This window comes from Paenibacillus sp. RS8 (genome assembly GCF_041956825.1).
In the GTDB taxonomy this organism is placed as follows: Bacteria; Bacillota; Bacilli; order Paenibacillales; family Paenibacillaceae; genus Paenibacillus_AQ.
Genome location: NZ_CP168131.1, coordinates 7,077,776 through 7,098,588, shown reverse-complemented (window position 1 = coordinate 7,098,588; position 20,813 = coordinate 7,077,776). Strand labels below are relative to the sequence as shown.

The following is a 20,813-nucleotide window of genomic DNA, read 5'->3' as shown; positions in this document are numbered from 1 at the left end:
CCAAGCACGTGAGACCACTGTTGAGTAATCGACAGTGGTCTTTTTGTTATACAGAGAACCTGCATGTAAGGGTTTAAAGAAAACAATAAGAACTAAATCTATTAAATACATTATTACATGAAAGGATTCTTATGATATTGTGATTAATAGAGTCTTTAAGTCTTGGCCACTCAAAATAATAGATTATTCATGGGGGAGAATCATCTTGATTATATGGATTAATGGAGCTTTTGGTGCGGGGAAGACAGAAACTGCATATCAATTACATCGCAGGCTTCCTAATTCCTTTGTATACGATCCAGAGAATGTTGGGTATTACATAAGAGCAAACATTCCCGATGTGATGACAATAAGTGACTTTCAGGACTATCACCTTTGGCGTGAAATTAATCATTCCATGTTAAAATACATAGTTAGCGAATATAGTGGGACGATTATCGTACCTATGACTATAGTCAACCCAGATTATTGGATAGAGATTGTGGGGAAGCTAATGAATGAAGGATTAGAGGTTCATCATTTCACTTTATGTGCCTCACGAGAGACGCTGCTTAAGCGATTGACTAGTAGAGGTGAGGAGAAGGACTCATGGGCCGTTCAACAGATCGACAGATGCATCACAGGACTGAATCAGGACGTATTCCGAGAGCATTTAGACACGAATAACCGGACTGTTCTTGAAGTCGTGGAGCTTATATCACTCAAGCTAGGCATTACTTTAATGCCTGCTTAGAATAGAAGTGAAAGTATTTTAATTTATGTATTGCTATACTTCGAAATACATGATATAATCTTTTTTGTTGTCAAAACATTTTGTTTTCAATAAGGCCCGTTGGTCAAGGGGTTAAGACACCTCCCTTTCACGGAGGTAACATGGGTTCGAATCCCATACGGGTCACCAATTTCTTTAAAACGTTATTGTTCTTCTGAAATAAAATGTTGCATTACTGGTTAGATTGTGTTATGATAATTGAGTTGCTTCTTTACATGGAGGCTTAGCTCAGCTGGGAGAGCATCTGCCTTACAAGCAGAGGGTCGGGGGTTCGATCCCCTCAGCCTCCACCATGAAGCTTTCTTATTGTAATGGATAGTTGAATATTTTTTAATGACGCGGGGTGGAGCAGCCCGGTAGCTCGTCGGGCTCATAACCCGAAGGCCGCAGGTTCAAATCCTGCCCCCGCAACCAATTTTCATCAAGCAATTATATCTTTTGGAACCGTGGTGTAGTTGGCCTAACATGCCTGCCTGTCACGCAGGAGATCGCGAGTTCGAATCTCGTCGGTTCCGCCATTTTTCTTGCTTTATGAGCCATTAGCTCAGTTGGTAGAGCACCTGACTTTTAATCAGGGTGTCGAAGGTTCGAGTCCTTCATGGCTCACTTCTTTAGTGAGTCGGACATCAATACATACCGTATGCGGACGTGGCTCAGCGGTAGAGCATCGCCTTGCCAAGGCGAGGGTCGCGGGTTCGATTCCCGTCGTCCGCTCCATATAAATTTTGCGCCCTTAGCTCAGCTGGATAGAGCGTTTGACTACGAATCAAAAGGCCGGGAGTTCGAATCTCTCAGGGCGCGCCATCTTTTAACTCAATAATTTGCCGGTGTGGCGGAATGGCAGACGCGCTCGACTCAAAATCGAGAGGGAAACCGTGGAGGTTCGAGTCCTCTCACCGGTATCAATTAGCAAGCGAAGCTCTTATGCGTTATGCTAAGAGCTTTTGCTTTTCAAGTTCTATAAGATAAATCATTATATTGTGGACTCTTAGCTCAGTTGGTAGAGCAGTAGACTCTTAATCTATTTGTCCAGGGTTCGAGCCCCTGAGAGTCCATCCTAAAGGAGTTTATAAGATTGCTTACTAAGCGATCTTATAAACTCTTTTTCTTTGCTGAAATATATTATATCTTTATTGTTTTATTCATGGTTTCTGCTATGTTGATTTTTGAATTGAACTTAAGGAGATTCCTGAACTTTTTTCATACTGACGCCATTGGAAAGAAGCGCAGTAACACAGCACAACTATGACGAAGAATATGGTCTTTGGTGCACTGGGAGGACTGGTACAGCAAATGGCTTAAGCTTGAGATCTTCTATGAGCAACTTTGTTTAAAAAATAGTTATGGATCAACTCATCAGCGATGGGTTGATTTTTTTATATCTGAATCGGAGAGGATCGGCTAAGGGACTATGTTTTGAAGGGGACATTGCAATAAGAAAAGGGAGGTTATAGAAGCCATGATAGGTTGCTGGACCTCCCTGATTCTGTTTGATTGAGCGAATTTACTCTACTGGAAATTTCTCCTGTGCCAGCTCTATTACTACCATCTGGTGATTCTCCAAGCAAGGAATTATATAAGAAATTTCATCCTGGCCTACCGTAAACGGCAGAGCTGTCATTGACGGGGCCAGATAGACCCGCTGGACAGGAGCAGAAGATAGAAGACGCAGGCTGACAGAAATGTCCCGTAGCGGCACGAGGTCTTCGATAACTTCAATGCGTCCTTTTAGCACGGGGGAGGCATAAAGCAGATGGTTCACATAGCGCTGCTCCGCCTGCTGATACTGCAGGGTCGCTATTCCCCGGGCCGGCAGATTGGTGCGCAGGGCAGGCTGGGGGAGCAGCCGTGATAGCGCATGAAGCACCATCTCTTTCAGGATAAGATGGCCTGCTTCCGCATATTCGCTGAACACATCCCAAGCGATATAGATTCCATGGCTGCTTTCGACCATGCCTGGTCCATTGTCTTCCCTGGTACCAGGTGTGTGTTGATGTGAACAAAAGGTGAATACATCGCGGTTGAAATATGGATTCTCCAGATTACCCAGTGATTGTCCGTCATGCAATTCCACAAGCTGACCTTCACCGTACATTACGTAGGAGGCTGGCAGCAGAGCCCCCGGGGTGAAATGTGGATAGAAATAAGCTGGCCGGTAAGGATTGGTTCCCAGCCAGTTGATACCCAGGTTCAGTGCAAACGCATCGCCTGCTGTATTCAGACCTGAACGCCCGGTGGCGAGCACTTTACCTCCTCCAGCTGTGAAGATTTCAATAACGGTGGCTAACTCCGGCCATACCGGTACCTCATCCGGAAGTATCAGTACCTTATAAGCGGAAAAATCGCTGAAGGTATCTACGATGTCGAACAGATAATGGCCTTCGGTAAGCATGCGTACCGCACCCGCGTCGGCCAGATTGCGCGCTCCTCTCAGTGCCTGCCCGTCGGGGCAGGCCTCACGTGCCGCCTCTAGGGACAAGACGGCAATGTCTGCAACGGACTCAACTCCACTGCACCACTGCTCTTTCGCCTCCACCTCAGCGTAGGCAGAGCCGATCAGGGCATAGGTCGCTTCATCCATTAAGCCTGAAGGATGAAGCTGATCACCAATGGAGCATTTGGCACCGTGGGCCAGACTGAGCGCTGCTTCAAACCGCAGCGCATTCGGGTGCTTGTATCCGCCGAATTCGCCCCAGGAGGTATGGAATTTGCCGGTCATACCGAGAAATTCCATGCCCAGCGTCTGGGCGTACCTTGCTGACAGCGGGAAGTGATCGTAGCCCCAGCCTCCGGTAGGGAGCGACTCGAGCTCGAGATGGCTATTGACCTGCACGAGATCCCGGCGGCCCCGCTGCTGATGACCGTTGTTGTGATAGACCGGTAGACCAGGCTTCACAGCATCGATTGTCTCCCGGACACGGCGTGCATAATTCAGATAAGTCTGCTCGCCCAAGGCAATGACTGAAGCCTCGTCGCGGGGGTCCAGGCCTGAGGCACGAAGTGCGTCAACGCAATACTGGCAGCGGCATTTACGGACGCCGACGATATCAAGAAAGATACCGTCGGTGTCATACCGGGAGACCACTTCATGGATTTGCCCCAGTAAAATGTCCAGATAAGGCGTGTTAAGGCAAAATTCGTGGTAACCCGGTGTCATAAAGTCCTTCACCCAGCGTGTGCGGTCCTCTGCATCGCGGATCAGCCACTCGGGATGCCGGCGAGCAAGCTTCTCGTCAAGACCAGCCGACAAATATACCGGCGTCAGTACTCCGATATCATGAGCTGCGGTGATCATCTCCCCCAGCAGATCAAAAGAGAGCTGCGGATGGATTTCATTGGCTTCGCTGGGATGATAAGCCCACCCGTGATGGCATTTGGAGAACACAGTGATAGAGTCTACATGACCGGCACGCAGCATGGACTGAAACTGAGATTTGGAGAATTCATTGGCTATGCCGGGAATGGCTTCAGAAGTATGGAAATCAAGGTGAACCTGACGAAAGCGCATGGATATACAGCCCCTTATCTAATTGGATGAAAAGCGGGTTCCCAGTCAATGTAACTCTTTTCTGCCGGAGCAGCCAGTGATAATATAGACATGGAATAGCATAAAATCGACTTTGACAGGAGAGATATATGGTGCTGTGCCTGGAATTCGCGATACCTCCGCTGCCGCAATTTGTCACGGTGGGACATGCTGTCTGGTCGTCGGGAGACCGGCATTTCGCCCGCACCTTCGGCGTGTATGATCTGTTGCTGGTCAAACGGGGAACACTCTATATGACAGAAGAGGGCAAGGATTATGCAGTGGGTCCGGGAAAACTGTTGGTGCTGGAGGCAGGGCTGCTGCATGATGGGTATCGGGCCTGCGGGGAGGATACGGAGATTTACTGGGTGCACTTCATCCATGGATGTAAGCCAGCTCATATCCGGCGGGAGGACATTCCATGGTCGTCGCTGCTGGTCAAAGGAACGGTAGAGGATGAGGAGCCCTCTGTACAACAGCGTCTATACATGCCTAAGTACGCCACTGTTGACGTAGAAGCATTGGAGCCGATCTTGCATGAGATGAACGAGATCCATAGCCGGCTGAATGCTGAGAACGCACTCCGGCTTCATCTGCTACTGGCTGGGCTGCTGGCGGCACTACAAGAGGAATGTGCGCGGACGACCCTGCCGGAGCCGGCGGTCCGGCTGGCCCGGGCAGCCGCTGCCTATCTAGATATTCAATGGAGACAGCCATTTAACCTTGCCGCACTCGAGGAGGAGCTGCACTTCCAGGCGGATTATATTACGAGGTGCATGAAACAGCATATCGGAACCACACCGCTACAGTACGTGCTGCAGCGGCGCCTGGAAGAAGCCAAGAAACTGCTAAGCGGTACGGTGCTGGGCATCTCCGAAATCGCCGAACGGGTGGGCATTCACGATCCAAACTACATGACACGTTTGTTCAGCACAAGATTCGGCGTAACGCCCGGAGCGTACCGGCGGCGGCTGCGTCAAAAGGAAGATGCTACTGCCGTGAACGATACGCTGGAGCTCTAGGAGTTCCTTGGGGTCCGGCAGGATTCCTGATTTCTCTCTCGGTATTCGCTGGGTGTACAGTTAAATACTTTGCGGAACTGGCGGGAGTAATAGTTCTGGTCATGAAAGCCGCTGTCCATGGCCACCTGGGAAATCGTGAGTCCGGGGCTGCGCAGCAGCGTGCAGGAATAGTCCAGCCGCTTACGGATGACATAGTCCATAGGAGTGGTCTGATAATTGCGGGTGAAGACTCTCAGAAACTGGCGGGTTGACATATAAGCCATATCCGCCATGGATTGCAAGGTGATTGGCTGTAGAAAATGCTCTTCGATATAGGTGACTGTCTCACCGATCCGCAGCGCCTTGTTATCCTCGTGTTTGCTGCTGGTTTGGTAATAGCGTGATAGCATGCCTACCAAAGCAGTAAAATAGGTGCGGATCATCAGCCTGTACCCTTCAGGCTGCCGGTCATGCTCTTCGAGGATATTATCCAGCAGCCGTGTGGCCTCCAAGAGTTGTTCTGCTTCAAGGGAGAGCATACCTTTGAAATACATTTCCTTTCGGTAAAAAGGTTCAATGTAAAATAATGCCTGAAAGCCCGGCATCAGTCTGAGCTCGGACTGCTGCAGCAGCTGCTCAGGCTGGAACATCACATTAAAGTATTCGATGCCGTCGACATCCTTGTAACCATGGGAAACATCGCTGTGGATCAGAAAAACCTGGCCGGCAGTGACTGGATACTCTCTCCCCTCAATGATATGCACGGCGTTTCCCGACAGAATGACGACCAGCTCGGAGAAATCATGGCTGTGGACATAGTAATCATGGGTCAGCGGACATTTCTGGATTCTAAAAGTGAAACCGGGCTCAAGTCCGATGTCCTGTGCAAATATTTTGGTTGTCATGGCCATATTATGCTAAAGAAGGTCGAAATCGTCAAGGCGGAAAAGGACAGCCGGCGCTACCATTAGAATGCGGGGCATCGCCTGGCTTCGGCCAAGCGGGAGATCTGCGCGATGGTCAGGAGGGATAAATATGTTGCATCTATTTACTGACAAGGTAACAAAAGATTCCGCAGATTCCCAGATTCTATTTCTAGGGGACAGCATTACGGCTGACGGTCTATATATCCGCTTAACCCGGGAGTGGCTGCAGGTGCACCGTCCGGATTGGACGGTAGAACTGGTCCATTGCGGTGTTCCCAGCGAGACGGCTTCGGGACTTAGCGAAGCCACTCATCCTTTTCCACGGCCCTGTGTACATAACCGGCTGTCAAGAGAGCTTAAGGAAGCCTCTCCCAGTGTGGTCGTAGCCTGCTACGGGATGAATGACGGGATTTATCATCCCTTTTCGGAAGAACGTTTTGCAGCCTATCAGGCGGGGATGCTGCGGCTGAGCACACAAATTCGGGAAGCAGGGGCCAAAGCCGTGCTGATGACACCGCCGCCATTCGACGCCCCGTCAATGAACGGTACGCTGCAGCCGGCGGAAGCGGATGATTTCAGCTATTTGGCGCCCTACAGAGATTACGATCATGTGCTGGCGCGTTATGCGGACTGGCTGCTAAGCGGGGGCTGTCCCGCTGATGGTGTCATCGATCTGCGCACACCGCTGCTGGAGCATATACGGCATGAGAGGTCGGTTAATGCCTCGTATAGATATGGCGACGGTATCCATCCGGATGTATCAGGACATAGGGTTATAGCAAGCATACTTCTGCGGGATTTGTTCCACGCAGAGCTGGATAAGCTGTCGGATGCAGAGGATTCGCGGGAGGCGGCCCGCGAAAACGCGGATTGACAAGCAAAACAAGGCGGGATTATATTAAGGTCACCCTAAAATCAGGGAGTGAGGACACATGGATGTACTGCAGACAATCCGTTCGCGCAAATATCTACAGCGGATTTTGCTCAGCTTTATGCTTGTTGTCGCCGTTCTGGCGGTCGCTTCGCTGGTTGTGAACTCGAGCGCCCGCGGCAAGGTACTTAGCCTGCAGAACGAAGCCGACCGGAAGCTGCTTACCCAAATTAACTACAATATAGAGAATATGAATGGTATCGTTAAGGATCTGGCAGTATCTCTTTATAATGATGAAGAGCTGCTCGCGCTGAAGTCCGGCGCAGATTACAAACAGAGCATTCTCAAGATCGAGCGCCTAAACCATACAGTGGCGGCTTCCCCGTATTTGCATGCAGCTGTCTTATACAACGGTGCCCAGCACCGGTTCTTCTCCTCGCTGAATCATGAAATTAACAATAGTCTTCTTTACGATTCCTTGAAGAAATACATGAACTCCCGGGCTGATCTGCCGAAGCTGCAGCTGATTCCGCTGGACCTTGACGGAAAGGACGGGGGGATTGATGTGTTTGCTACATTCATTTATGACGGGGAGTCTCTTGGTTCTATCAATGACAATGTGCTGATTTTAACGGTGAAGCCGGGTTGGATGCTGGATAACATGAAAGCGCTTAATCATGTAGCGGAACGGGAAAATGATGTGCTCTTTATCACGGACAGCGAAGGCGAGGTGCTTATTTCTACCAACGGGCAGCTGCCTGACGGGCTTAACATCAAGGCGGATTTGCTGCCGCGGATTTCCTCCTCGGATACGGTTCTTAATTCTTTTAACTATACGAATGGAGAAAGGAAATATAAGGTCACTTATCTGAGCAAAGCGATGAATAACTGGCAGATCGTCAGTATGCAGGACTATGATGTTGTGCTGGGCAGCGTCCGGCAGATGAAATGGACGGAGGTAGCGGTCACGCTGTCTGTAGTCCTGCTCGCTATCCTGCTGTCCGTATTCTTTGCATTGCGGCTGTATAAGCCGGTGGGTCAGCTGCTGACGCTGGTGCCGCAGGATGTACGCGGCGCCCCGCAGGCGAAGGATGAGCTGTCGCTGATTGCGGCCAACGTAACTGAGATGATCAGCAAGCTGAAGGGTCTGGAGCTGGAACGGGCATCGCAGTCGAATATCGCTAAGCTTTACCAGCTGCGGAGTCTGATCGGGTCAAGCGGCAGTATTGATGAACAGGCATTCCAGCAGATCAGAAAGCAGCACGGAATTGACATCGCTTTTCCGTCGCCTCTGCGACTAGCCTTGGTGCAGATCGACAATCTGCAGGGACTTGCGGCAGATCCGGGGCTGCCGATGGAATCCCTGCTTTACTTTGCCATTGCCAATATCGGTCAGGAGCTGTTGCGGCTTGAAGGGTCCTGCGAAGCGGCGGACATGAAAAGCGGCCATCTTGTCTTTATCGTCGGCAGTGAAGCAGGGACACTTACGAAGCTGGATGAGCGCTTTAGAGCGCTTCAGCAGACTATTTTTGACTATTACCATATTACCTTTACGGTTACGCTGAGCGAATTGTTCACAGATTACCGGTGCATATCGGAGCATTACAATCTAGCCATTCGCCACTCCAATTACCGGATGATTTTCGGCAAGGGAGTGTTGCTTGAACCTGAAATGCTTCGGGAGAATGAGGAGAATGAATCCCTGCGCATTCCGCAGGAGCTGGAAAGGCAGCTGACGGAAGGACTGAAGGGCGGGGATCTGGCGGAGACGGAGCAAGCGATACGCAAATGGAGGGAGCTGCTCGGCGGCTTCAGTTTCGAAAATATGTTCTCTGCGGTGCTTCATCTTGCTGTTACATTAAGCAATACGCTTGGCGAGATGAACAATCGTAACGTCAATCCGGTGCCTTACAACCTGCAGGCCATTAACCGTCGTATTCTTGAAAAAGAGACACTGGATGAGATTGAGGGCGTACTCCTGGAGGTTGTACGCGAGGTCACAGGGCAGCGCAAGAGCGGGCGTGAAGATAAGAACAGGCTGCTTGCAGAAACGGTGAAGGAAATTATCGACAAGCATTATGCCGATCCAGATCTTAATGTGCAGCGGATTGCCGACATGCTCAAGATGAGCTCCGTCTATCTGGGCCAAGTCTTCAAAGCGCAGGAAGGAACGACCGTTGTTGACCAGATTAACGCAGCGCGTTTGAGCAGTGCCAGAGAGTGCCTGGAACAGAAGGACTTAACCGTAACTGAAATTATGGAAAAGGTCGGGTTCGGGAATGAAAGCTATTTCTACCGTTTATTTAAACGGCGCTATGGAACGACACCGAAGGAGTACCGACTGAAATCTGCCATTGACCGCAGCAGATAACCTGTCCAATTTATACTTAAGTCAGCCCGCAAATGAACCCTGTTCATTTGCGGGCTTTTTGCTAACTAAAGGAATCTAAAAGATCCCCGCTATAAATTATCTTTCTATTACCCGCTGCTTCAACTCCGCCCGGCCAGAACAGTAAACTGGCAACAATACAGTCCCTCTTTACAGCAATCTTGCAATTGTACAGTAACGCCAAAGCTTGATTCTGCGCTATTGTTAGTCGTGCAAAGCCTGGAACACAGGCAAACAGCTGCAGCTAAGGAAGGAAAGGAAGGGGCTTTGGTTATGTTGAATAAGGTTCCACTAGCGGATCAAAGAGCAAATTCAAGTGTGCCGCCCGGAACGCGCAAAAAGAATTGGATCGGAAGAGAGCTTCATCATTTCCGGAATAACCGGGAGCTGTTTCTACTCTCACTGCCGGGATTACTGTACAAATTGATTTTTGCCTATATTCCAATGATCGGCCTGATTATCGCCTTCAAAAATTACCGGTATGATCTCGGAATCTTCGGCAGCAAGTGGGTAGGTCTGGATAACTTCCGTTATTTATTCACTACCGACACAGCGTGGCGGATTACCCGTAATACAGTTCTTTATAACATCGCTTACATTCTGGTAGGCACCTCGGCAGCGCTGCTGCTGGCGATTCTCATGAACGAAATCAAGGCAAAGTGGAGCAAGTTCTACCAGACAGCCTTGTTTCTGCCCCACTTTCTTTCCTGGGTACTGGTGGGTTACGTGGCGTACGCCTTTTTGAACCATTCTGACGGTTTTATCAATCGTACGCTGGAATCCTTCGGTCTGGACCCGGTAAGTTGGTATCAGAATGCTACACCGTGGCCGGTGATTCTTATCCTGGTTCAATTATGGAAAGTGGTAGGGTTCAACACGCTGATTTATTTTGCCGGCATCATAGGTATTAACAGCGAATATTACGAGGCGGCGCGGATCGACGGGGCAACCAAAAGGCAGATGGCGTTCAAAATCACCATTCCGCTGCTGGCTCCGCTGGTCATTATTATGCTGATCCTGTCCATTGGCAACATGTTCCGCGGCGACTTTGGCCTGCATTATTTTATACCGAATAACTCAGGCTTTCTCTACGGTTCTACCGATATCATTGACACCTATGTGTACCGTGCGCTGCGCGAAGTCGGCAATGTGAGTATGTCTGCGGCTACAGGTTTCTATCAGTCGGTTGTCGGTCTGGTGCTGGTGCTGAGTGCAAACCGAATCGTGCGCAGAATCAATCCCGATCATTCCTTATGGTAAGGAGGTGCCCTGAAAGTGTCCAAGAAATTCGAATTTTCCAAGCTATTTATTAACCTGCTGTTTACGGTGCTCTCGCTGGTGGTCGTCCTGCCTTTTCTGCTCGTTATAGCAGTGTCGCTTACGGATGAAAAGTCGCTGACCGAAAACGGGTATCAGTTTATCCCTAAATCGTTCAGTCTGGATGCCTATCGTTATCTGCTGGACGCTCCCGACATTCTGCTCCGGGCTTACGGAGTGACGCTCATGGTGACCGTGATTGGCGCATTAGCCGGGCTGCTGCTGACTGCGATGACCGCATACGTCATTTCAAGGCAGGATTATCGGTATAACCGGGTGACCACATTTTATGTATTTTTCACCATGCTGTTTAGCGGGGGACTCGTTCCTTCCTACATTCTCATTACGCAATATCTGCATCTCAAAGATAGTCTGCTAGCACTGATTCTTCCTATCCTGCTGTCGCCGTTCAACATCATGGTCATGAAGGGTTTCATGTCCAAAATTCCGCTTGAGATCATTGAATCAGCCAAAATTGATGGAGCGCGGGAATTCCGCATTTTCTTCAAGATTATTTTGCCGCTGTCGACGCCAGCACTGGCTACGCTGGGTCTCCTGATTTCATTTACGTACTGGAATGAATGGTTCAACGCGATGTTATACATTGACGATCCTAATAAAGTTCCGTTGCAGCTCCTGCTGGTTCGGACACTCAACAGTATTGAGTTTCTGACTACGAACTCGGAATTTACGCAGCAGCTCGGCATCGATCTGGCGAGTTTCCCTAACAATTCGGCGCGGATGGCGATCGCTGTGCTGGCCGGTGGACCGATGCTGGTGATCTTCCCGTTTTTTCAGCGGTTTTTCGTTAAAGGACTTACGGTTGGCTCCCTAAAGGGTTAACATACAATTACATGTACAAAGTACAGGAGGTCACTTACATGAAAAAGAGGCTGTTTGGAGTTTTGGCATCCGTATTGCTCGTTGCATCCGTGTTGTCAGGCTGCGGAGGGAACAATAACGGTGGCAACAGTAATGCCGGGAAAGGCGCGGAAGGAAGCGGAGCGGAAAGCACACAAAGCGCGGCTCCGGAATCAGGAAACGCAGGCGAGCTAAAGCCGGTTGAATTGACCTGGTATTATCCGCTGTCACAGCTTCAGGCCGACCAGGAGAAGGTACAGGAGGAAGTTAACAAAATCGTGAAGGCGAAGATTAATGCCACAGTCAAGCTAATGCCTGTTGCGATCGGAGATTATGTGCAGAAGATGAACACGGTGCTGGCGGCGGGGGAGAAGTTCGACATTCTCTGGACCGGCTATATGCTGAAGCCGGAAGAGCTGGTGCGCAAAGGAGCCATCCAGCCGATGGATGCTCTGCTTGATGAATACGCACCGAAGCTGAAGGCGGATGTACCGCAGGTGATGTGGGACGGTCTTTCGGTCGACGGAGAAATTTACGGTATCCCGAATCAGCAGATCAACGGCTCCCGTTACGGATTTATCATCCAGAAACGTTTTGCTGACAAGTATAATCTTGATACCGCTTCCATCAAGAAAATTGCAGATATTGAACCGTTCTTGGCCCAAATCAAGCAAAATGAACCGGACATTATTCCATTTGGTTTATTCGGCACTTCTTTCATCAATCCGCAATCACATGACGACAAGTACTGGGTAGTTCCGGGACTAGATGACCATTTCTATATCAAAACTGATGATCCTACCTACACACTGCAGCGTTATCCGGAGGAAGAGCTGGACAATTTCCGACTGGCTAGCAAATGGTATAAGGAAGGTTATATTTATAAAGATGCAGCTACGGAAAAAATGAATGATTATCTCGTCAAAGGCCAAATCGCAGTCGATTTCAACGTTACACTGAAGCCCGGTGTGGAAGCTGAAGTCAAGGCCAAAAACGGCGGCAATGAGGTTATTACAGTTCCGCTCAGCGACTGGTTCTCCAACGGATATTCGGCTACGACCAACCAATCGATCAGCCGGACTGCTCCTAATCCGGAACGTGCGATGATGTTCCTCAATCTGGTGAATACCGATAAGGAGCTGTACAATCTGCTCTGCAACGGCGTAGCTGGTGAACACTATGAGAAGACCAATGGTGAATACATCAAGGCTCTGGCAGATTCCCGTTATCTGCCGAATATGGACTGGGTTTTTGGGAGCGTATTCAATTCTTATCTGAAAGAGGGACAGCCGGAAAACGTCTGGGAAGAAACTAAAAAGATCAATTCCAATTCAGAGGTCAATCCTGTCGGCGCCTTCAAGTTCAATTCCGAGCCGGTGAATACGGAGATCGCCAACCTTAACGCTGTCTGGGGGGAATACAAACGGGGACTGGTTACTGGAACACTCGATTTCGAAGAAACCTGGCCTGCACTTTACGGCAAGCTGAAGGAAGCGGGTGAAGAAAAATACGTAGCGGAAGTAACCAAACAATTCGAGCAGTTCCTTAAAGATAAAGGATTGAAGAAGTAAGGAGATCGTAGGAACCTGCTGCTTAAGGATGGCTTCCCCTACATGCTGTTCGATGACTTCACCTTCTCGGTTATGGCTTAAATGTTATTGGGCGCTCTTCCTATGGGGAGAGCGCTTTATAGTTAACCTGTGAGGAGGAGTCTAAGGAATATCCCATCAATGCTCTTGCAGACAATGTCGTAATTATGCTAAACAAGGTCAGCATCGTCAAGGCTGGAAAGGCTTGCATGCAGTAACATGAGTGTGAAGGATAAGGAGGTGCGGAATGAAGCGCTGTTTATATAGAGCTGAAGAACTGGAAGGTGAGGAGGCCGCTGCTTTATTCCGTAACAGGGAGGTCTCTCATTCGCTTATCGACGTTATGGAGCGTCTCCGAGTGGACCATTTAAGCTTGTTTGTCTGCAGCAGCCAACTGTTTCTATATTATGAATGTCTCGGAACGCCGGTTTCGCCGGAAGTTTTACTGCCGGAGGTCTCGGAGCGGCTTGCCGTGTGGCCTGGAGGGAAAAAAGGGCGCCGCTGGGTGCCGATGACGGATATTTTTCATTACCAAAAGCCAATCTCCATACAGCACTGGGAGCGCCGGAGCACGGAAGGCAAGCCTTACGGACGGCTTGCGCTGCTGAAGCCAGAAGAGGCAGCCAGCTATATTTATTACCACTATCAATACCAGGAGGAGCGGCCGGGGGACGGCGATAAATACGGCATGATCGGCCTGCATGAGAATGTGCTGTTTTTTTATGCAGAGCAGCCGGCTACCCGGGAGCCAGCCCCTTATGAAGGAAAACTGAAGACCCGGCTGCGGCCGGACAACTGGGCTGAAGTGATGGAGCCGCATTTTATCAAATGGGAGGAAGCGTCTAAGGGCCAGGAGCTGTGGCGGGAGCTGGAGAATGTGCTCGAAGTACGCGCCTTCCCTGGAAAGTGGGGAACAAGAGATGCGTAATCTGCTATGTCTAAACGGGAATTGGAATTTCATGCCCTTATATGATCAGCCACAATGCCGCAGGCTGCCCGAAACAATCAACTATGAGGAGCGCAAGCTTCAGGTACCTTCCAGCTGGAGGCGGACCTACCCGCTTTCGGACGGCAAATCATTCGGCGGCATCCCGGAATATGAGTATGCCCCGTTTGACCTGTACGGCTATCCGGAGGAGTGGGATGCCGCTGAAGCGGGTGTGCTGCATCGGAGCTTCCGGGTTCCAGAAAGCATGGCCGGGCAGAGGATCATATTACGGCTGGATGGTATTATGCAAAAGGCTGTGATCTATATTGACCGGCAGGAGGTTGGCGTTTGGGAAGACGGGTACCTGCCGCTGAGACTTGATATTACTTCCAGGGTAGAACAGGAACGGGAGCATCAATTGCATGTTGTCTGCAGCAGCTTCGACACCGTCGTGCTTCCAAACGGTATGTCAAAAATAACGGGGCTTATGGGCTCCTGGTATGGAAGAATCAGCCGGGGAATCTGGCAGGATGTTTATCTGGAAGGTATTCCTGTGCTGTCGCTGGAGGATGTTACGATCCGCACTTCCGTCAGGGAGGGGCGAATAGAGGTGAAGGCTGTGGCTGCCGGATCAGGAACAGCCGGGGGCAGAGGTCCGCTAACAGTAAGGCTGGGCATCTGGGAGAAAGGCGTGCTGCGGCAATTTGCCAGAGGGCTGGAAGCGGCAGAAGATTCCGAAGAGCCGAGAGCCGCAGCTATGGCTAGTGCTGGGATAAAAGGGGAAGAAGTAGAGCTGTTGACAGCCTCCTTGACGTCAGGTAGTGAGGAGAGTTACGAGGTGGCAGCCGAACCCGGGCCAGTTCTATCTGCGGAGTGTATAGCCGGAGCTGTTGATGCTGCCGCTGCGGAGAAACTTAGGCTGTGTGAGAACGAACGGGCTGGTGAAGTGTATAATGCCTCATTTCATCTGGATTGGAGCGGCGCCAGACTGTGGAGCCCGGATGAGCCGTTTTTGTATAGTGCGGTGCTGGAACTGCTCGAAGACGGGGAAGTCATCGACCGGTATGACCAAGTATTCGGTTTCCGAGAATTCTGGTGTGAAGGACCGCGGTTTATGCTGAATGGCATTCCGGTCAATCTAAGAGGCGACTCCTGGCATTTTCAGGGAGGACTTCAGATGACGGAAGCTTATATCCGCAACTGGTACCGCATCTGCCGCACCGCCGGTATTAACAGCATCCGACTGCATGCCGAGCCTTATCCTTCCGATTATGTCCGTATCGCTGATGAAGAAGGTATGCTGATCGTCGATGAGACGGCGATTTACGGCTCGGGTAAATCGATGCAGGCGGACCATCCCGCTTATGTGGAGAACTGCCGGCAGCATGTACGCCGATTAGTACAACGCGACAAAAACCATCCATCTGTCATTCTCTGGAGCCTGCAGAACGAAATGCGCTGGGTAGACGGACGGGATGGCTTCAAACAGTATATGCCCGGCCTGATCGCGGAGATCCGTGAACTTGATCCTACTCGTCTGGTGATCGCCGAGGGGGACAACCGGCTGCTGCCAAAAGCCTATACGGAGGTGGAAAGCCGCCATTACAATATCGACGGCACGATCAGCCAGTGGGACCGTACGGTTCCGCTGACTTTCGGCGAACACGGCGGCTGGTGGTATATTTGTCCGCAGAATAGCAGCATGTACAACGGATTGCAGGCCTACCGCGGTACGGACGAAAGCACAGCAGGGCTGGCGCTGAAGGAGCGGCTGTTTGTGGAATATGCAAGGCGGCAGGGGGTGTCCGGCATTTCCACCTTTAATTTTGCCCATTATTTCATGCGGCCGATGCCGGAGCAGAATCTTACGCTACCGCCGTCTGAACCGGGAACGCCCGGAGTGAAGCCGGAATGTGTCCCGGCCTATTCGCTGTCTATCAACAACGGTCTGCTGCCGGAGGAATACCCCCTGTATCAGCCTAATCCGGCTTTTGCGATTATGGCTGAGGCATTTAAACCTGCTGTGATCATTGCCGCTGAGTATAACAGCTGCTTCTATGACGATAAGCCGGTCTTCCGGAGCTTTGACGTATATAACGATACTCTGTCCGCACAGGAAGTTAGAATGGAGTTTGTAATCTGGCAGGGGAATAAGAACGTTCATGAGCAAAGCTTCACTTTCAGTCAAAATCCTGCTGAACATAAGGTCGTTTCGTTTTCTTGGATGCCTGTTCCTGCTGCCGACGGAGAGCAGGCGACGCTGACAGCACAGTTGTTCCACGGTGGGCAGCTGGTGCACAAGCTGCGTTTGGAGTACAGGCTCATGTCCGCAAGCCTGCTGAGTCAGCCTGTGAATGTGCGGCGGAGGTCCGCCTATTGGGGGTCGGACCTCGATTTTGAGCACATTCGCCGGCTTGTTCCGGGCTGTGAAAGAGTGGAACGTTCACTACTGAACGATCTGCCAGCCGATTATCTGCTTATTGTCGGTAGCCGGATGGAGGACGCAGACGGCAAAGTGGAGGTACTGCTGAAGGCATTTGCCGCGCGGGGCGGCCGGCTGCTGCTGCTGGAGCAGAACCAGCTATCGCTGGGCAAGCTGCCGCTCTCACGGCGGCCGTTCTTCCGTGCCCATGCCGGCAGCTACCTGCATCCGGTGCTCGCTGGGCTGGGTGACAGGGATCTGATGTTCTGGCATGAAGAGCTGCGCGAAGAGGGGCCGACACCGATTATTCAGGCCGCCTTTGAGAAGCCGGTAACAGGCGACTTCTCACTGCTGCTGGAATGTAGCACGGGCGATTTTGGAGACGGCGGCGATCTGTGGTCTCCGCTGCTGGAATACCGCAGCGGAAAGGGCCTGTTCCTGGCCAATCAGCTGGAGCTGATGGCCAATCTGGAGCAGGTTCCGCAGGCTTGTCTGCTGCTGCGGAACCTGCTGGCCTACGCCGGCGGCGGGGACACCGCCGGAGCTCAGGCCCGGCCCGCGGCTGCGCTGGTGCGCCGCGGCGGGCAGACCGCAGCGTTCCTTGAACAGCTGCGGCTGCGGTATACGGCGCTGGATAACACAGCGCCGCTCGGGGTCATGCAGGACTTCGGCCTGATCGTGGCCGAAGCCTGCATGCTGGAAGCACCGGGAGCCGCCGAGGCGCTCCGGTGTTACGCTGAAGCCGGCGGGCAGGTGCTGCTCCTGCCGGCTTCGGCAAGCCAGCAGGCGGCGCTTGCCCGCCTGCTGAACCGCCCCGTGCGTGTGAAGCCGCACGAGGCGTATCACTTGGCGGCGGACGATGTCCATGCCGCCGTGCAGGGGTTCAGCCCGGTCGACCTGTTCGGCTTCGACAAGGTATTTCTGTCGCCGCGGGATGTACTTAACCGGGTGCTGGCTGCGGACAGCCTGGAGATACCGGGCGCAACGATTCTCTGCACGAGCGTTGAAGGTACCGCCTGGAAGGATTATTTCGTCCACGGCTACACGGCGGAATACAGCCGTCTCGCATTGGTGGAGCTGAACCGCAGAAATACGCGTCCATCGGGAACCTACCTGACCGAAGTCAAGCTGGGAACAGGCTCTGTGCTTTGCTCCCAGCTGCTGACGGACTCCGGAAGTGAGAAGGCACTCCGCCTGTATTCCCGTTTACTCGCTAATCTGGGCGCGTCATTTGCCGACGGCTTGCTGGACAGTGTGAAGGGAGATGAGGAGTGGGCCGTGGAAACCATGATGGCACTGCCTTGTCAGCCCCATGTTGATTATGAGGAGATGAAGGCGTACTACACCGATCCGGCGTTTTCTTTGAATAATCTGGGCGAAGGCCTTTACGGCTGGATGCAGAAGAAAGAGCGTCGTTCCGGCAACGGTACTTTGCGTATAGCGGATGCGGGAAGAGATCCGTGGTTTCTAAGCTGCTTTGTGCATACGCCGGAGGAATGGGGGGGAGACGGACAGCTACACCGGGGGAGGCTGCGTATCAACACAACCGCCCCTTATGAGATTTATTTGAACGGTGCTCTGGTGACAGAGCCGGAGCGGGAGCTTACGCTGCAGAGCGGACTCAACCGGCTGATTGCGATAGTTCGGGGAAGCGGCGGCGACCTCATAATTGGTCTGACCTTTCTGAATTCTGACGGCACTTATATGAAGGGCCTGGAATACCGGCTGACCCTTGACGAGGTCGAGCCGAAATAAACCCGATAATCTTATAAAGGAGCTGGAACCAAGTGAAAGCTGATCCTCATGAACATACCGATCCCAAGGATTATTATATCTTCAGGGACGAGGAGAAGGAGGTGGAATTCAAACGGCCGGATATGCCGACGCCGTGGATGAACTACCTTTCGAACGGTACCTTCCACACGATGCTGTCGCATGCGGGCGGCGGTGTAGCCTTTTACAAGTCGCCCCAGATCTGGCGCATTACGCGCTACCGTTTCTTCCATCTGCCGATGGACCGTTCAGGCCCTTATATTTATATACAAAATGCGGAAACTGGCCGCTACTGGTGCCCGACCAGCGAACCTGCCACAGATAAACCGGAGATGTGGAAGAGTTCCCACGGCATGGGATATACCCGGTTCGAGGCAAGTCAGGGGAGCATAGCAGCCCAAACGGTGTATTTTGTCGGGCCTTATGAAAATTCACTGATCTGGAATCTGACCTTGACCAATCAAGGCAATACTCCGCAAGAGCTCAAGGTCTATGCCTACGCCGAATTCGGTATGATGGAATTTATGCGTGAGCTGCAGTGGCAGTGCTACAACAAACATCAGGTTTCGGTGCAGTACCATGAAGCGGAGGCGCTGGTGTACCGGTATGGCGTCGAGAACCAGCCCAAACCGGAGGAGACACCACTTGTCTATCTGACAGCGGATATGCCGCTTGCCGGTTATGACGGTGATCGCGAGGAATTCATTGGCTGTTACCGTAGCGAATCCAATCCGGCGGCAATTGAAAACGGGGGCTGCACCAATTCCACCCTGATGGGCGGCGACCCGTGCGGTGCGCTGCAGTTTAACCTGACGCTGCAGCCGGGGGAAAGTCGCACGATAAATGTCTTTCTCGGTACTGCAGCGGATGAGCAGGAGATTGTGCGGGCAGTCGCTCACTCCCGGGAAGCGGGATTCGTAGAAGCCTCCTTCCGGGCGCTGAAAGAAAATTGGGCGGATTACCTGGGTGCGTGGGAGAGCAGTCTGCCGGATAAGGATGCAGAGCGGATGATTAACATTTGGAATCCATACCAGGCGCACCGTAACTTTCTGTTTTCGCGCAACATTTCCTTTTATGCCACGGGCACGTTCAGAGGTGTCGGCTACCGGGATACCGCGCAGGATATTTTGGCGGTCGTGCCCTTTGACACGGAGCTTGCCTTTGACAAGCTGAAGCTGTTGCTCGGTCAGCAGTACAGGGACGGGCATGTGAATCACTACTTCTTTCCGAACGAAGGCTGGGACCCGGTAACGAGCATCCATTCCGATGATCATTTATGGACTGCGCTGGCGGCATGGGATCTTCTGGCGGAAACCGGAGATGCCGCTTTTCTGAAGACCAGGGTACCTTATTATGACGGCGGTGAGGGAACGGTGTATGCGCATTTGAAGGCGGCGATTGATTTTACCGCGTCGAAGCTGGGACAAAGCGGTTTCCCGTTGATGCTTCGCTCGGACTGGAACGATCAGCTGTTTCGCGTATGCCGTGAGGGGCGAGGAGAAAGCATCTGGACGTCGATGCAGCTGGGAACGGTGCTGCTGCGGATGACTGATCTTGCGGTATTCGCCGGCCATCCGGAGGACGTCGCACAGTATGAAGCTATGTACGAGACGCAGCGTAAGCTGGTCAACAGTATCGGCTGGGACGGGAGTTGGTTCCGGAGGGCGATTATGGATGATGGTCGGTTCCTCGGCAGCGATGAACACGATGAGGCCAAAATCTGGCTCAACGCCCAGACCTGGGCCACTATGTCCGGCATGGCGGACCAAGATAAGGGCCTGAAGGCAATGGACAGCGTACGCGAAATGTTGGACACGGAGCTCGGCATCAAAAAAATTCATCCTTCTATTACCACCTTTCCCGATCCTGCGGATCCTTTGACCAATTACAATAAGGGGACGGGAGAGAACGGTGCGGTATTCTGTCATGCCAACACCTGGGCAATTATAGCTGAATGCATGCTTGGTCGGGGAGATTTGGCCTATAAATATTATCGTCAGCTGCTGCCGAATGTGGCCATGGACAAGGCGGGCTTATGGCGTTACAAAGCAGAACCTTATGTCTATGCCTCCAACCTGTTCGGGCCAGAGTCTGACAAGTTTGGTCTCGCCAATGTTTCATGGTTAACAGGCACGGCTGCATGGATGTATATCGCCGCCACCCAATATATTATAGGTGTGAAGCCCGTGCTGGAAGGCTTGTCCGTTGATCCCTGTATTCCCACAAATTGGGAAGGGTTTACGGTAAAACGGCGTTTCAGAGGCTGTGTCTATGACATCACCGTTACGAATGTCAGCAAGGTCTGCAAAGGGGTCAAAGTAATCACCGTTGATGGAGAACAGGTGGAAGGTAATGTACTTCCCCCTTATCCCGGACGTTCATCGGTCAAGGTTGAAGTTATTCTGTAGAGAAGTACACCGCTCGTATTTTACTGGCAG

At 51.7% G+C, this 20,813-nt stretch carries 13 protein-coding genes and 9 tRNA genes; 20 read left to right on the top strand and 2 right to left on the bottom strand.

Features of this window, described 5'->3' with window-relative positions; all coding sequences use genetic code 11:
* The first annotated feature begins 205 nt into the window (after window positions 1-205).
* The 10 genes from ACDZ28_RS33250 to ACDZ28_RS33205 all read left to right on the top strand — a co-directional run bounded on the left by ACDZ28_RS33250 (window position 206) and on the right by ACDZ28_RS33205 (window position 1,827).
* On the top strand, window positions 206-733 hold the full coding sequence (locus ACDZ28_RS33250; protein ID WP_375103832.1) for an AAA family ATPase: 528 nt from the start codon (window positions 206-208) through the stop codon (window positions 731-733).
* A 93-nt stretch (window positions 734-826) separates the two neighbouring features.
* Window positions 827-901, top strand: a tRNA-Glu gene (locus ACDZ28_RS33245).
* A gap of 88 nt (window positions 902-989) precedes the next feature.
* Window positions 990-1,065 (top strand) — tRNA-Val (locus ACDZ28_RS33240).
* A gap of 44 nt (window positions 1,066-1,109) precedes the next feature.
* A tRNA-Met gene (locus tag ACDZ28_RS33235) sits at window positions 1,110-1,186 on the top strand.
* A gap of 26 nt (window positions 1,187-1,212) precedes the next feature.
* Window positions 1,213-1,290, top strand: a tRNA-Asp gene (locus tag ACDZ28_RS33230).
* 15 nt (window positions 1,291-1,305) lie between these two features.
* Window positions 1,306-1,378: transfer RNA gene (locus tag ACDZ28_RS33225), tRNA-Lys, on the top strand.
* Between the two features lie 36 nt (window positions 1,379-1,414).
* Window positions 1,415-1,489 (top strand) — tRNA-Gly (locus tag ACDZ28_RS33220).
* 10 nt (window positions 1,490-1,499) lie between these two features.
* A tRNA-Arg gene (locus ACDZ28_RS33215) sits at window positions 1,500-1,576 on the top strand.
* Between the two features lie 19 nt (window positions 1,577-1,595).
* Window positions 1,596-1,674, top strand: a tRNA-Leu gene (locus ACDZ28_RS33210).
* An 80-nt stretch (window positions 1,675-1,754) separates the two neighbouring features.
* A tRNA-Lys gene (locus ACDZ28_RS33205) sits at window positions 1,755-1,827 on the top strand.
* 449 nt (window positions 1,828-2,276) lie between these two features.
* Here the strand turns inward: ACDZ28_RS33205 and ACDZ28_RS33200 are convergent.
* The gene (locus ACDZ28_RS33200; RefSeq protein WP_042130537.1) at window positions 2,277-4,280 is read right to left on the bottom strand and encodes an alpha-amylase family protein; all 2,004 of its coding nucleotides are present in this window, start codon (window positions 4,278-4,280) and stop codon (window positions 2,277-2,279) included.
* Window positions 4,281-4,408: 128 nt separating this feature from the next.
* On the opposite strand from ACDZ28_RS33200, the gene ACDZ28_RS33195 reads away from it, so the two are divergent.
* On the top strand, window positions 4,409-5,320 hold the full coding sequence (locus ACDZ28_RS33195; RefSeq protein WP_375103831.1) for an AraC family transcriptional regulator: 912 nt from the start codon (window positions 4,409-4,411) through the stop codon (window positions 5,318-5,320).
* Here the strand turns inward: ACDZ28_RS33195 and ACDZ28_RS33190 are convergent.
* Entirely contained in the window at window positions 5,317-6,210 is an 894-nt protein-coding gene (locus tag ACDZ28_RS33190; protein WP_375103830.1) for a helix-turn-helix domain-containing protein, read from the bottom strand. The two genes, ACDZ28_RS33195 and ACDZ28_RS33190, sit on opposite strands and share 4 nt — an antisense overlap.
* Here ACDZ28_RS33190 and ACDZ28_RS33185 point away from each other — a divergent pair.
* The 9 genes from ACDZ28_RS33185 (at window position 6,198) to ACDZ28_RS33145 (ending at window position 20,783) form a co-directional block, all read left to right on the top strand.
* The gene (locus tag ACDZ28_RS33185; protein ID WP_269321971.1) at window positions 6,198-6,332 is read left to right on the top strand and encodes a hypothetical protein; all 135 of its coding nucleotides are present in this window, start codon (window positions 6,198-6,200) and stop codon (window positions 6,330-6,332) included. The two genes, ACDZ28_RS33190 and ACDZ28_RS33185, sit on opposite strands and share 13 nt — an antisense overlap.
* Window positions 6,333-6,334: 2 nt before the next feature.
* Window positions 6,335-7,099: an SGNH/GDSL hydrolase family protein gene (locus tag ACDZ28_RS33180; RefSeq protein WP_375103829.1), complete on the top strand. Its 765-nt coding sequence runs from the start codon at window positions 6,335-6,337 to the stop codon at window positions 7,097-7,099.
* 58 nt (window positions 7,100-7,157) lie between these two features.
* On the top strand, window positions 7,158-9,467 hold the full coding sequence (locus tag ACDZ28_RS33175; protein ID WP_375103828.1) for a helix-turn-helix domain-containing protein: 2,310 nt from the start codon (window positions 7,158-7,160) through the stop codon (window positions 9,465-9,467).
* Between the two features lie 291 nt (window positions 9,468-9,758).
* Entirely contained in the window at window positions 9,759-10,745 is a 987-nt protein-coding gene (locus ACDZ28_RS33170) for an ABC transporter permease (RefSeq protein ID WP_375103827.1), read from the top strand.
* A gap of 15 nt (window positions 10,746-10,760) precedes the next feature.
* Window positions 10,761-11,645, top strand: coding sequence for a carbohydrate ABC transporter permease (locus tag ACDZ28_RS33165; RefSeq protein WP_375103826.1), 885 nt, complete (start codon window positions 10,761-10,763; stop codon window positions 11,643-11,645).
* A gap of 38 nt (window positions 11,646-11,683) precedes the next feature.
* Window positions 11,684-13,234 (top strand): ABC transporter substrate-binding protein, encoded by a 1,551-nt coding sequence (locus ACDZ28_RS33160; RefSeq protein ID WP_375103825.1) that lies wholly within the window; start codon window positions 11,684-11,686, stop codon window positions 13,232-13,234.
* A 265-nt stretch (window positions 13,235-13,499) separates the two neighbouring features.
* Window positions 13,500-14,180: a hypothetical protein gene (locus ACDZ28_RS33155; protein ID WP_042130528.1), complete on the top strand. Its 681-nt coding sequence runs from the start codon at window positions 13,500-13,502 to the stop codon at window positions 14,178-14,180.
* The gene (locus ACDZ28_RS33150) at window positions 14,173-18,357 is read left to right on the top strand and encodes a glycoside hydrolase family 2 protein (RefSeq protein WP_375103824.1); all 4,185 of its coding nucleotides are present in this window, start codon (window positions 14,173-14,175) and stop codon (window positions 18,355-18,357) included. The genes ACDZ28_RS33155 and ACDZ28_RS33150 overlap by 8 nt, the downstream gene beginning before the upstream one ends.
* A gap of 32 nt (window positions 18,358-18,389) precedes the next feature.
* On the top strand, window positions 18,390-20,783 hold the full coding sequence (locus ACDZ28_RS33145; protein WP_375103823.1) for a GH36-type glycosyl hydrolase domain-containing protein: 2,394 nt from the start codon (window positions 18,390-18,392) through the stop codon (window positions 20,781-20,783).
* Window positions 20,784-20,813 lie beyond the last annotated feature (30 nt).

Bases quoted from the DNA above. Each gene is read 5' to 3' on its own strand.
- ACDZ28_RS33200 (WP_042130537.1), bottom strand. From the start codon at position 4,280: ATGCGCTTTCGTCAGGTTCACCTTGATTTCCATACTTCTGAAGCCATT.
- ACDZ28_RS33195 (WP_375103831.1), top strand. From the start codon at position 4,409: ATGGTGCTGTGCCTGGAATTCGCGATACCTCCGCTGCCGCAATTTGTC.
- ACDZ28_RS33190 (WP_375103830.1), bottom strand. From the start codon at position 6,210: ATGGCCATGACAACCAAAATATTTGCACAGGACATCGGACTTGAGCCC.
- ACDZ28_RS33180 (WP_375103829.1), top strand. From the start codon at position 6,335: ATGTTGCATCTATTTACTGACAAGGTAACAAAAGATTCCGCAGATTCC.
- ACDZ28_RS33175 (WP_375103828.1), top strand. From the start codon at position 7,158: ATGGATGTACTGCAGACAATCCGTTCGCGCAAATATCTACAGCGGATT.
- ACDZ28_RS33170 (WP_375103827.1), top strand. From the start codon at position 9,759: ATGTTGAATAAGGTTCCACTAGCGGATCAAAGAGCAAATTCAAGTGTG.
- ACDZ28_RS33160 (WP_375103825.1), top strand. From the start codon at position 11,684: ATGAAAAAGAGGCTGTTTGGAGTTTTGGCATCCGTATTGCTCGTTGCA.
- ACDZ28_RS33155 (WP_042130528.1), top strand. From the start codon at position 13,500: ATGAAGCGCTGTTTATATAGAGCTGAAGAACTGGAAGGTGAGGAGGCC.
- ACDZ28_RS33150 (WP_375103824.1), top strand. From the start codon at position 14,173: ATGCGTAATCTGCTATGTCTAAACGGGAATTGGAATTTCATGCCCTTA.